The sequence below is a fragment of the Actinoplanes sp. NPDC048796 genome, from assembly GCF_040650035.1.
Taxonomy (GTDB): domain Bacteria; phylum Actinomycetota; class Actinomycetes; order Mycobacteriales; family Micromonosporaceae; genus Actinoplanes.
Window position 1 is genome coordinate 1 of sequence record NZ_JBEZGO010000012.1, and the last position, 12,244, is coordinate 12,244.

The 12,244-nt window shown below is 64.4% G+C and carries 10 protein-coding genes and 2 pseudogenes; 4 read left to right on the forward strand and 8 right to left on the reverse strand.

All coding sequences use genetic code 11. From position 1 onward, the window contains the following. Window positions 1-132 precede the first annotated feature (132 nt). Entirely contained in the window at window positions 133-3,564 is a 3,432-nt protein-coding gene (locus tag AB0C26_RS35425; protein ID WP_360256636.1) for an NACHT domain-containing protein, read from the reverse strand. A 347-nt stretch (window positions 3,565-3,911) separates the two neighbouring features. Between AB0C26_RS35425 and AB0C26_RS35430 the strand changes: the two genes are divergently transcribed. Continuing rightward, on the forward strand, window positions 3,912-5,327 hold the full coding sequence (locus AB0C26_RS35430) for a hypothetical protein (RefSeq protein ID WP_360256638.1): 1,416 nt from the start codon (window positions 3,912-3,914) through the stop codon (window positions 5,325-5,327). A gap of 4 nt (window positions 5,328-5,331) precedes the next feature. Then, a complete protein-coding gene (locus tag AB0C26_RS35435) occupies window positions 5,332-7,119 on the forward strand; it encodes a hypothetical protein (RefSeq protein ID WP_360256641.1) in 1,788 nt (595 codons plus the stop codon). Between the two features lie 406 nt (window positions 7,120-7,525). Here AB0C26_RS35435 and AB0C26_RS35440 read toward each other — a convergent pair whose 3' ends face one another. The 5 genes and pseudogenes from AB0C26_RS35440 to AB0C26_RS35460 form a co-directional block, all read right to left on the reverse strand. Continuing rightward, window positions 7,526-7,891 carry a hypothetical protein gene (locus tag AB0C26_RS35440; protein WP_360256643.1) on the reverse strand — a complete coding sequence of 122 codons (366 nt, stop codon included), beginning with the start codon at window positions 7,889-7,891 and terminating at the stop codon, window positions 7,526-7,528. Between the two features lie 20 nt (window positions 7,892-7,911). Then, window positions 7,912-8,091: a hypothetical protein gene (locus AB0C26_RS35445; RefSeq protein WP_360256645.1), complete on the reverse strand. Its 180-nt coding sequence runs from the start codon at window positions 8,089-8,091 to the stop codon at window positions 7,912-7,914. A gap of 21 nt (window positions 8,092-8,112) precedes the next feature. Then, window positions 8,113-8,355, reverse strand: a complete 243-nt coding sequence (locus tag AB0C26_RS35450) for a recombinase family protein (protein ID WP_360256647.1) — start codon at window positions 8,353-8,355, stop codon at window positions 8,113-8,115. A gap of 50 nt (window positions 8,356-8,405) precedes the next feature. Next, window positions 8,406-8,732 (reverse strand): annotated as a pseudogene (locus AB0C26_RS35455) (recombinase); the annotation flags it as partial. 15 nt (window positions 8,733-8,747) lie between these two features. After that, window positions 8,748-9,023, reverse strand: a complete 276-nt coding sequence (locus AB0C26_RS35460) for a hypothetical protein (protein WP_360256649.1) — start codon at window positions 9,021-9,023, stop codon at window positions 8,748-8,750. A gap of 310 nt (window positions 9,024-9,333) precedes the next feature. Here AB0C26_RS35460 and AB0C26_RS35465 point away from each other — a divergent pair, with 310 nt between their 5' ends. Beyond that, a complete protein-coding gene (locus tag AB0C26_RS35465) occupies window positions 9,334-9,819 on the forward strand; it encodes a hypothetical protein (protein ID WP_360256651.1) in 486 nt (161 codons plus the stop codon). A gap of 422 nt (window positions 9,820-10,241) precedes the next feature. On the opposite strand, the gene AB0C26_RS35470 is transcribed toward AB0C26_RS35465, so the two are convergent. After that, the gene (locus AB0C26_RS35470) at window positions 10,242-10,493 is read right to left on the reverse strand and encodes a hypothetical protein (protein WP_360256653.1); all 252 of its coding nucleotides are present in this window, start codon (window positions 10,491-10,493) and stop codon (window positions 10,242-10,244) included. A gap of 13 nt (window positions 10,494-10,506) precedes the next feature. Between AB0C26_RS35470 and AB0C26_RS35475 the strand changes: the two genes are divergently transcribed. Then, window positions 10,507-10,986, forward strand: a complete 480-nt coding sequence (locus AB0C26_RS35475) for a hypothetical protein (RefSeq protein ID WP_360256655.1) — start codon at window positions 10,507-10,509, stop codon at window positions 10,984-10,986. 1,128 nt (window positions 10,987-12,114) lie between these two features. Here the strand turns inward: AB0C26_RS35475 and AB0C26_RS35480 are convergent. Further along, window positions 12,115-12,228, reverse strand: a pseudogene (locus AB0C26_RS35480) (SigE family RNA polymerase sigma factor); the annotation flags it as partial. Window positions 12,229-12,244 lie beyond the last annotated feature (16 nt).

Consider the following 12,244-nt stretch of genomic DNA (forward strand, 5'->3'; position numbering starts at 1 on the left):
GCCCGGTTGACCCCTATCGACTACGAGACCATCATGACCCCACCGGCCAGTCAGGCCGCGTGACTTGATCTGTCACCTGCCGGTGCAGCAGACCCCAACAAGCATGCTCGGAGCTGGCTCTCTTACTACGAGCTACGCCCGGCGCAGCGATGGGAGGACTCGCTCGGGTGCACTGACGGAGAGCCGAGCGATGCGGAAGACCAGCCAACGGTCCCCGGGGCTGTCCAGCAATACCTCTAGGAAGTCCGCGTCGTCGACTGGCAGAAGATCAATGTTAGTAGCGATTAGCCACCACCGATAGGGGCGGAGCAGACCGCGATCTAAGACGAGGCGCCGGAACGCCTCGGTCGCCGCTGCCGAGTTGACGGCATCGAGCCGCCGGATGGCCGCAAGCCTTCGCTCTGCCGTTCTCGCCGTGTCGGCGATAGCGGTCAGCACTCGCTGGCTATCTGCGTCGGGCAAGAGCGGTGCCGCCGCTATACGGACGACGTCCGGTGTCGGGTCGTCTTCGGCGAGAGATGCCAGGTATCGCCGCTGCGCCGGCGGTACGTGTTCCTTCTCGGTTGCCCGGTCCGTCCGGCGGTGAGCAGGACGCGCGGCGTCGATGAGGTAGAACTCATGCGCTTCGGGGACGTCCGAGCCGAGCGCGAGATCGGCGAGGATTTGCACAGCGTCTGCGCGAGCATCCGGAGGTAAGGTCTGGTCACTCGCGAGCGCAAACAGTGGACGAGAATCATCCCACTGGCGAAGCGCAATCGTCGCGGCACGTACTCGGAGATTCGGCTTGGACGCCGTGCCGACGAGATAGTCCACCACGTCCCTGTGTGCCCCAGGAGTTCTGTATTGCCCAGGCATGGGGGCGGTAAGAGCTGCGGCAGCTCGTACTCGTGCGACATCGGGCCATTTGGGGTCGTAGGCAACCGACCGAAGCCAGGCGAACGCTCGTGGGTCTCCCGATCGTGCCAGGGAAGTGGCGATCTGAACCGTGCTGTACGAGTCTGACGGCCGTCGCAGGATCCGATAGAGCGCTGCACGCGCCGCCTCGTCACCGGACACGGCCAACAGCATCCGCACGTCGATCTGCCGTCTGCTGGCCAGGCCCCAGCGGCTCATCACGGCCGACAGGCGGGGCAAAGCCGCCCGATCACCCGCCGAAAGCTGCTCAGCGAGAGCAACCGCTTCCACGGCAGGTTCGAGGTTTTCCTCCTCGAGCAACCAACCAAGGGCGGCGGTCTCACCGAGAGCCGCCAGCCGGCGCGCCGCGGCGAGCTGGATTTGCGGCTGGCCAGCGTTGCGGACCAGCCACCGCAGCGGTATGCGATCTCCTAGGTCGGCGGCGCGAGAAGCGGCACCAAACGCGACCGGGTAGGAAGCAAACCGGTGCACGACATCGTGCAACGCCCTTTCTGCCGTCAAATCCTGACGTTCAAAAAGGGCTACTGCAGCCGCATAGGCGGCACTGGGTGAATCGGAACCGGATGCGGACCGCAGCGGCTCGGGCTGGCCCGCATCCGCAAGGGCAGAGGCAGCCCGTACTCGATCGACAGGGTCAATGTCGACCGCCTCAACCATGGCCTGCAACGGCGCGAGGTCCCCGCCAAGGGCAAGCTGGCGCGCGGCAGCCAGGCGCTCGGACTCGGTGGCGCGCACATCAGTAAGACGCCGCGCAAGTGCCTGTCTGGCCAGGACCCCGAGCGGTCGGGACTCATCGGACGGTCCCTCATCGTCCAACGGAGTACGCATCAGCACATCCACCCTGCCGCCGTGCTCCATCAGGGCATCGGCGATCCAGGATCGCACCACGCCGTCACCCTGCTCAGCGACCTGTCGCAGCAGTGTGTCACCCAGTTCTGAGTCCAGGCTGGCCACCTGATCGGCGATCAACGCACGGGGCCAGATCGACAGGCTGGATTCCCGCGCGGTCTCCGCCAGGCGGTTCAGCACCTCGCTGTCGAGGCTCAGCTCAGCGAGCAGACGCAGCGCCTCGGGCGCCTGGTCCGTCTCACCGATGACGTGGGTTAGCAGCTCATCGAGGATCCGGGTCCGAGTCTCCGCCGGCAGGGATATGCCGTCCACCAGCAGGTCGCCAGCGGCCGCCGTGGCGCCGACCTCAAGTAGGCCCGTTGCCAAAGCGTCCGCGTCCAGACGGCGGGCGGCGACGAACGTGGCCAAGCTCCGGGTCGTGGGATCGCGTGCCAGCTCCATCCAGGCGCCGAGTTCGATATCCGCCGCGCCGGCACGGGCCGCGAAGTACTCTCCGAAGCTTTGATGGGCGAATTCCACCCGCTCGCCGCGAAGCACGCAGACGCCGGTGGCGAGCAGAAGCTGGCGGACGAGGCGCTCGCCGTCCGGTGTGACGGCCATCGGATCTAGAGGCCCATGCTCGCGAAGCCAGTCCGCGGCCACCCTGATCAGCCGTACCTCGGGATCGGCGACCCAAGCGGCCCCGCAGACGTTCAGGAGCTCGGTCGCGTGATTCCGAAGATCTGGCCACAACCATTCCGCGAACTTCTTACCACCGATACCCTTCTTGAGCAGGTCCGGATCGACCGCGTCACGAAACCTCTCCAGTGATTGTCTGCCGTCGAGCAGGTGGTCGACGAATCGGTCGTACAACTTCGACCGGCTGGTCGGCAGAGTGCCGCTGTCATCCGATTCGTGAACGAGGGCGGCAATGGTCGCCAGCAGCGGAACGCGTGCCACCGGCCCCAGGCGGGCGCCCGCCACCCTGGCGAGGAAACGACCGGCGATCTCGTCGGCGTGCCTCCGGTCGCCCGGATGACGCGCCGCGAACCACCGCCTGGCGAATTCGTCGAGCTGCCGGCGGTCGAAGGGACGCAGGTCGTACGTGCCAATGTCCGGCCCTCGCAGGGTGGCGAGCTCCGGCTCGGTCAGAGGACGACAGGAGATCAGGAAACGATGGCTGCTCGGGGCCGACATCAAGTCCCGTAGCTGCCACAGGGCCTCCGAACGCTCCTGCGCATCGACGATCTCATCGAGCCCGTCGACCAGGATCCGCCATCTTACGGCTTTGTCGAAGGTCTCCGGGCTGATCTCTATGGAGAAATCGCGTCGCACCGCATGGCTAAGGGCCTCGGGCAGCGAGCGCCTGAGCAGGTCAGTAGCCTGGATAATGATCGCGGCCGTAGGATGTGATCGCCTGGACAGAGCCTGACCTGCTAACTGACCTGCGACGGTGGCGAGAAAGGTCGACTTTCCCGCCCCGGCACCGCCGAGCAGTACCGCATGTCGATGGATACTGAGGATCTGCGCGGCTTGGATCGTCCGGGTCCGCTGTACGTCGCCTGGATCGCCGAACTGCGCCCTCGGCTGCACGTACAGTTCGTTGAGGGCGGGTACATGCTCCCCGAAGAACCGGTATCGATGGCGCGCCGCATCGGCACGCTGTGCTACCAGCAACGTAGCGATCGGACCTTTACGGGAGCCACGGCGCCACTTCGCGCCTGCGCGAAGAGCGATCAAGACGGCGAGGACGCCCGCGGTTCCCCCAACGATGGACGCGACTTTGTCGCCGACATCCAGAAAGGAGCCCACGTCCACCATCAACTCGGATAGTAGCGAGATCCTTACCGCAAGGCACTACGTGACGGCTCAATCTCGGTACCGACCAGAGCACCGGGGCGTCCGCTCACACCGACCAGCGCGGGGTGCGGTACTGGCCAAGCGCCGACGACAAGTGGCGCAACATCCCGGCTGGCCATCGACCGTATGTCAACGGCCCGTCCAGAGACGATGGAAACTACTAAGTCTCAATTGCCGAGCACACAGAAGCGGGATCCCGGCGGCAGCCACGCCTGGGACCCGCATCGACGTCTTCGCATCGAAGCCGCGAGGCGGCAGTGTCGTGCGCTCGACAAGAGCACAGACTGCGCTCCCCTATCGTGGCGAGAGTGAATATCCTCAGCCAGATCGTGCCCGGCCTGCGGGACGCGCGGACACCATTTTCGGTCGGGCTCATCTGGGCGATCACCGGCTGGCTGGCCGCTTCGCTCCTGCCATCCGCCGTGTGGGACAAAACGATCTTCGCTGACGCCTCCACGCAGATCGCCAAGCTTCCCACCGAGGTGATCATCTCGGTTGCGGTCTTTTTCGTGTACGTCGCCGGCATCCTGCTCAACGCTGCGCTGGGAGCGATCCGCGCGCTGGTCATGTTCGCCGCGGGCCTGGCCGGGGTGGTCATCGTCCTTGTGGTCATGCTCGCCGTCGCGCGGTTCTTCCTCGTCTACGTCTTCTGCGCCCTCATGATCGTGGCCCTCTGGGCGCTGCTCCGTTGGAAACGACTCGCCACGGGAACCTATTGGTCCTCCCTGGAAGACTGTCTTGGCACAGTGTTCAGGGTCATCGCGGGCAAGGCGGATCAGGCGTACGCTCACATGCGCCACGCGTACGAGGCCGACTCGCCTATCTTCGACGAGTTGGTCGACCAAGAGCTCGAGCTGTACTTCGACCGCAACCCCGAGTTTCTGCCGGACGCGGTCGCCAAGCTCAGCCGTAAAGCCTTGTATCAGACGGCCAACGCCGTCGGCGTGACCCTCGCCGACGTACACGCAATTGCCGACCCGCACCAACGGCAACGCTTCCAGGCCCTCAGGAACCTTGATGATCTTCATCTGTCACGCCGCAAGAGCGCTGACCACGCCGACGACGACTTGAGACAAGTCCTTCGTGAGCACCTGTCGAACAGCGCCGACGCCCGCCGCGCCTTCGCACGTTCCGCCCTCGACTACTCAGAGCTACGCGGAATTCTACGGCGCCGCCTCGAACGGGCCGAGCTGGTACTACGCAGCGAGAAACCCGACGTGTTCATGGACTACGACCGGGTTCGCGCCGAAGGGGAACTCCGAGCCGCGGTCGGCCTACCCGTAGCCGCCCTACTCGCCATCGCAGCCTACAAATGGCATCTCGTGTTTCACGCCGACAAGTCCATGACGCCGTTCTACTGGCTGTGCGGCGGCGCGATCCTCATCGGAGTTGTCTTGCACGGCACCGGCGAATCTCTGATCAAGAAGTCGAATCGAATGCTGTACATCAGCGTTCGCACCGAACTGATCACGATCAAGCAGGACGAAGGCTTCAACGAGGGAGTCTTTGTATTCTCCGAGCGCCCCGCCGGCCTCGCCCGGACATCGATCGCAAGGTTCGTCGTCCGGCAAGCCACCCGCGAAGCTACGGAGCGCCTTGCCAGCAGGGTACTACCCAAATATGCACACGCATACCGAACAACCGAAACCACGAACGCCGACAGCGAAAGCAAGGCCTCAGCACTGCCCACCACCGAAAGCGAACCCCAGTACGACCGGACATAAAGCGATGACTTTGAACATCACGGTGATCACGGCGTCGCGCATCTACCAATCCTCGGATTATCGTCTCTCCCGTGACCGCCAGCCCATCAGCAACTCGACCATGAAGTTAATCAAACTGCAATACCGCAGCTTCGATGGGTTCGTCTCCTACACCGGTATCGCTTCTGAAGAGCCAGGAAGCCCCACGACCACAGCTCATCTCGTCATGGCCTGGCTCGAAGGCTCGCCCAACCTCAACTTCTATGAAGTAGTCGAACGCCTGCGGTCCCGCGGGACTGCCTATCTCAAGGATTTAGAGCGTCGGCACGGAAAGCGGTATCGCTTGACCTTCATCGCGGCCGCGTTCGTTAAGGGCAAACCCACCGTAGCCGCAATCTCAAATTTCCAGCGCATCGACAGCAAGGCGCTCCCGAAAGATATGCCAGAAATGGTTACAAGCTGGGCGGCGCTCAGGTCCCCGAAAACCTCGATTATATTCTTCACCGGCAGCCCTTCAGCTGTATCAATGCCCAACCGTGCCACGCTGAAGCAGCTCTTGCGCGACCATGGCGGTGATGCGGCCAGAGTCCGGCTCGGCATCGCCGACGTCAACCGCGCGGCCGCCCGGTCCGCCGGCCCTGACGGTCCGATAAGCGAACCCTGCACCGTTATCTCTATGGACGCTAGCGGGAGAGGTTTCCAGAGTTACAACGACCAAGGCGTCGAGTCGCACCACATCATGAATGGGCACCGCATCGACTTGTCGTCGGCACTTGAGTCACTCGGACTCAGCGGCTCTCCCGTCATCGTCAATAGCAGTTTCGGCACTAACAAGCCCGCCGCACCGACGCCCTACGAGTGCACCCGCAAAATCGTCAATGTCCAGTCGGTTGAATATGAACTCATCGAAATCGAAGCTGGCAGACCAGGCGCCCGCGCGTTCGGGATCGATCAAAACGGCTCCGTGCTTTGCGCAACAGGCGACCCTGACGGACAACCGCCCTACCAGTACTGGACGTGGCACGAAGAGCAGGGCAAACGATACCTCGGCTATTCCTCACCCGACCCCTACGCCGCGATGAGCCCCGCCGGCGACATCGTGCTCCTGTCCGAACATCGCAACCAGCGAACCCCATTGTTGATCCGAGAAGCCGAAACCGTCCGCCTCGATGTCCCCCACAGTATGGGAGAAGTCGAGGTCGCTGCGGTCACCACAAACGGAACCACATGCGGCACAATCGCCATCAACCAGGACCACACCGATGGCACCCGATTCAGACCGGCTACCTGGAGCGCCTCCGGCGACATCTCGATCTTGATGGACCTTGCTGGCGCCGAGAGCGGCAGGACTGTTCACGCCAACTCGGATGGCTTGGCACTGGTCTGGGCCCGCACCGGGTTTTGGGGACGGGCCACACTCATCTGGAACCTCTCGTCCGGCGAGATCCAGCCGACAGACGACGCCGTCATCCCGCTGTTCATCACATCCACCGGCCACCTGGTCGGCGTCGGCCAAGAGGGAACGGAGCAGTTCCCTCTTCATTCAACCGACATGCGGACCTGGCGACGCGTCAGCACAAACCTCGGCTTTTCTCCTACGGCCGCCAACGATCGCCTAGAAATCACCGGCCGCGTCAAGGTCGACGGCTACTTCACTCCATTCCGAACCACAGCCCTCGGTTCGCCCCAACTCCTACCGGCGCTGGAGTTTCACCACCACTACATCCGGGCGATGAACGACGTAGGCATGATGGCGGGGATGGCCAACAACGACGACGACGTACATCTACTGCTCTGGCGCCCATTCTCCTGACACCAGAGCGCGACAGGCGCCGGCCTTGTTCTGGGCTAACAAACCCGCCACCGCTCGGATACTTGCGACAGACAAGAGTTGCTCAGGTGCGACTCCACCCAGCCGAGTCCTCGTTTGAGACGGCGGGCGCCAGGCCATGCCAAGACTGCAGCTATCCGCGGCCGAACTGCACGTTGACCCGTAACGCCTCCGTCCGCCTCACCTTCTCGAGAGCCTCCACAATGCGGAATGAGCGCCGATCCATAAAGCAAGTATGAACGAAATCAGCCGGGAGTATGATGTCTCATGACAGTTGGACTTCCATCCACATGACAAGGTAGAATCACCACATGAGCACGCGCCGTCGGCGCGGATGCGGAATTCATGTGGTCAACTCCCCCTCCGGACACGTTAACCCCCACCAGATTCATTCCTTTCGGGGATGGATGTGGTGGGGGTTTTCTGCATCCTTCCTCTGAGCGGGGATCCGCGGAGCGGCCGCTTGCGATGATCCGGTCTCGCCGTTGTGCGCCGCGATGCGGAGCTGACCTGCCGCGCAGATGATCACGGCGTCGGCTGCGCGGAGATGAGCAACGAGTTCCGTGGCACCTGTCGAGGGCGTCAGCACGCCGACGGCGACAAGTTGGTGCAAGGATTCGGTCAGGATGCGCTGCTCGGGCCAGTAGATCGCTCGCAGCCGTTCCCCCTGGCGGCGAGCGCTGCTGTGACCGTGGCGGCAGCGATATCCCGCCCGGCCATGCACCCAATGCGCCTCCAACCGCCGACCACACATCCCGCAAACCAGCAACCCCGTCAGCCGATAACGACGGACACGGTTATCGCCGGCACGCTGACCGCACTGACCTGCTGGGCGGCCAGAAAGTCGGCGTCGTTGATCAGCGCCGGATGGGTCAGCCGGGCGGAGATGATCCAGTCCGAGCGCCGATTCCAGTCTCGGGTGATGCCAAGGCTCGAGCGCTTGTCGCCAGGCACGCTCTCGTGATGGTTCGTACGCTACCGGTTCCATACCTGCCGTCCGGTGTACCGCGGATTGCCTAGGATCGCAGCGACCGTCCGCAACGTCCACACCGTGCCCACCCGGTGGGGATTACGGATCGGATCGTGAGCCGCCGGTGAGGGGATCCGACGCTCGTTCAACTCGCGGGCGATCCCCGCGGTGCTGACTCCGGCCAGCCGCCGCGCGAAGATCCACCGCACATGGGCCGCGGCCGGCGGATCAACGTCGAGGCGATGCATTCTTCTCCCCCACGCCGCATGCGTCTTGTTCGGATGCGGCCCGGCGTCAATCAGCCGATACCCGTACGGCGGCCGCCACCAAGATGCCGATCCTGATCACGAGCCTGCGCCCGCATCGCCGTCGTCGTCCGCATCCGAAACCGCAGGACCTCCCGCTCCGACTGATGACCCAGCAACGTCAGCAACGCCTGATGAGCCGGCTCGTCCAAATCGATCGGCCCGTCCGCCTCCGGCAGCCACACCGCCACCCCATACCCCTGCAAATAAGGGATCACCTGGTAGGCCTGCCCTGCCGTGAAGGCCCGCTCGTACTCCCCCACCACCACCGCGTCGAACCTGCGATCACCCCGCACCGCCTCCGCCAGCACTTTCGCAGCGGCGGGACGCTGATGCTAGGGCAGACTGCGCGAGTAGCCCGCGTCGAAGAACTCGGCCACGATCACGCCGGAGCCGGCGATCAGCCTGACCGCGTTGTCGCACTGCCACTGCCGAGACGACACCGGATCCTGATAGCCCGTCGTCGACATCCGACCGTAGAAAGCAAACCGAATCGGACCCGGATCCTCCCGCTTCTGATGCCCGCGGCCACGGGTCCGGCCTGGTGTCTGATCGAGCCACGCTGTGAACAGATCGTCCGGCCGATCGGAGTCGGTCGAGGATTCCGGCATGGACGTCACCTCGATCCGAGGAAGACAACGTCGATGCCGAAGAGACACAGCATGCCGTCGACGATGACGCGTAAATGCGCCTCGATCCCCAGTGCGAGCGACACACCGTCACCCGCGCGAGGAGATTAGACGGTTTTCGGCGTCCCGGCTGGCGGCGTCCGGCCGTTACTCCATGTTCCAGTCGGCTTTGTTGACGCCCATGTCTGAACGGACGATCTGCCGCGTTCCAAGATCAACTACAGTCGACGCGGGCTCGTACCGTCGCCTTGCCCAGCACCTTCAACCGGAGAACAGCGTGACCCCGCCCCGCATGACCGCCCTCACCGCGGCCGCCCTGATCGCCTTCACCGTCGGCGGCTGCGGCGGCTCCGACACTCCGACGGCTCCGGCCGAAGCCGCCTCGACCGCCCCGGCAACCTTCGCAGCCCCGACGACAACGTCACCGTCCCCGACGGTCCAGGCGATGACGATCAACCAGGCATGCCAGCAGGCAGTTGAAGGCTCCGTCGACTGGATCAACCTGGTCAGCGCCTACAGCCAGGGCAAGCCCACCACGGCTGACGAGTTCCAGGCTCTTTCCGGCAAGATCAGCGCCGCGATGCCGTACCTGGACACCGAGACGGCCGCACTGGCGGGCGAACTGGTCTATCCGCTCGACGCGATCCACCGCAGGCTGACGGCTGGCGATAGCGGCGAAATCCAGTTTCAAGCCGGCAAAGAGGCTGTCACGCCGATCATGGCGAACTGCGCCGGGAAAGCCGACCTAGCGAACTACAAGTCGCCCTACGAGCGCTGACAGACCCCACCCTAGGCACGCCCACGCCCGCTAGACGAGCAAGTCTCAACTCGGGCTAGGCGTGCTGCGGACGTGGCGGTGGACCACTCAGGCGATGGCTGTTCAGCTGCGTGAGCAGGGTCGTCACCTCGGCAGCGGTCCCATATGGCTACCGCCTTGTCGACGCGGGGCCGAATCCAAACCGGATCCACGCCCAGTGGGCAATCAACTGCACCGGCTGGAAGCCGGCCTGGCCACCACCCGACTCCGCTCATTGACAGACCGTCGTTGCAGAGCATCCCCCGATCAGATAGACGATTGTGAACCATCGGTGATCAACTTCGGGCGCCGAGTCGATACTTGAACCTTGAACGGTGCGACAAGATGGCCGCCGAGTCGCCAGCCGCGAACGAGGAGCGAGCCCAAACTATGCCCCGCCTGCCTCACGCCATCAGCCGGCTACTGATTCCCGGGATGGCAACCGTGACGTTGTTCGTCACCGGCTGTGCGAGTGGGTCGACCCCTGAACCGCAGTCCACGGCCGCCGCTGCCACGCCTAGTAAAGTCAGCGCCGCGCCGTCGGCCAGCGCTTCACTGTCGGCCAGCGCCTCGCCGTCATCGACCCCGTCCGTTTCGGCGCCGCCGAAAAACAGCATCGAACTGACCTGCTCGACAGACCAACTCCAGACCAGCACTCAGACGTTCACCGTGACGTCCGACGCCAAAGGCATCTACGACTTCCGTGCCGTCTGGAAACTTGAAGAGTACGCCTGTGACATCTCGGCGGTAAGCGGCAGTCCGGAGACGGTCGTGAAAGCCACCACGCCTCTTCAGAAGCAAGCCCTGAAGAAGGCCGACAACGGCGAGTCCGACATCACGGCACTGGTCCAGGAGTGCGCCTCGGCCAGCTCCACTGACGTCTACCTCTCCGGCACTTTCGGCATGGCCGACGACCAGATCGCCCTGTACAGCGGCGTCCTCTTGCTCTGCCCGTCGCACCCCCACGCCGGCGCGTGGCGCGAAGCCATGAAGGGCGCCGACGGTCCGGCGGACAGCGACTCCGTGAAAAACGTGCACCCCGGCGCATTCTGCTCTCCCGAAGGTGCCCACGGCCACACCCCGGCTGGCACCTTAATGAAGTGCAGCTCCAAGTCGGGTGACACCCGCGCCAGATGGCGTCGAGCCTGACAGCCTTTAGTTTTAGCACGGCTCAAGCCCTAAATCGTACGCTTCCTTAGTTCGCCATAAGCTCGTCGAAGCCAGCGTCTGAGTTCTCCCCGGACGGCGTTCGCCTTGCCAGCGGAGTCCACGGAGCAGTGGGTCGAAAACCGGTTATCGATGCCGGGCTGACTTCTGTCCGAAGTCTCGTGAGGTTCCACCCAAGACCTAGAGCTTTCGATAGCTGACCGGCGCGAAACTGTTGCTGGAGGCAGCTGGCAGCTCGTTGAGGTCCGTCCGTGTGGAACCAGTTTGCCAACCCCGCAAGTTTTGTTGTCAGCCTGGAGAAGTCGCTGCATCGTCGCTCGAGAGCACTGCGTATCAGCGCACGGGGACGAGAGGCAGAACCATGGTGAAGCAAGCCGGCGAAGGATACGACGTGGTGATCGTCGGGGTGGGCCGGCGGGGTTGGGTGCTGCGGTAGTCCTGGCCCGGTCCCGGCGCAGCGGCGAGCAGACCATACGAGGTGGTCCGAGCCCGACGCTGAATCGGTCCGCGACGAAGGCGACCGGATCAGGTCCAGTGAGATGGGATGGTTCCCTCGTCCGGGGTCCCGTCGTCGGTATGGATGGAACGCAGCGCGGCCGGCTTGTTCCCGATCGTGAACTGTTCGTCACCGGTGGGCTCCACCGTGAAGTCCTTGCTCTGCAGGTAGACCGCGATCTTGTCGGTATAGACCTTGGGATCGGACAGCTGCGGCTTGGCCGGGTCGGGGGTCCGGGCTTGCTCCGGCGCGATGACCAGCTCGTACTCGTTCTGGGCTTGGATGAAGAACCCCTGCGGCACCGTGTCGATGGTGAACAGGCGGGGCTGCTCCCCGGTGTAACTGACCAGCTTGATACCCGCGGCCACGCCGTCAGCGCTCCGCGCCACGGTGGGTGGGTCTTCGGCGGGCCGCCGACCAGCCCGGGCCCCAGCGACAGGGCGGCCGGGACGGCCGCGACACTGAACGCCGACCCGGCGGCTACCCGGAAGAACCGGTTGCGCCGGACGGCGCGGCGTCTGCGAGCCAGGTCGTCCTCGATGACGCCGGCCGGTGTGTCGTCGGCGGGACCGGCCAAGCGCCGCAGGCGGGTTGTCCGCCCGCCGGTACGCGGCCCAGGAGACATAGAGTTTGGTCAGCGCCGTCTGCACGAGATCCTCTGCCAGGTGCGGATCACCGACCGTCAGCAGCCGTGCGGTCTGCAGCAGCCACTTACGCCGATCGGCCACGAGCTCGTGGAACTGC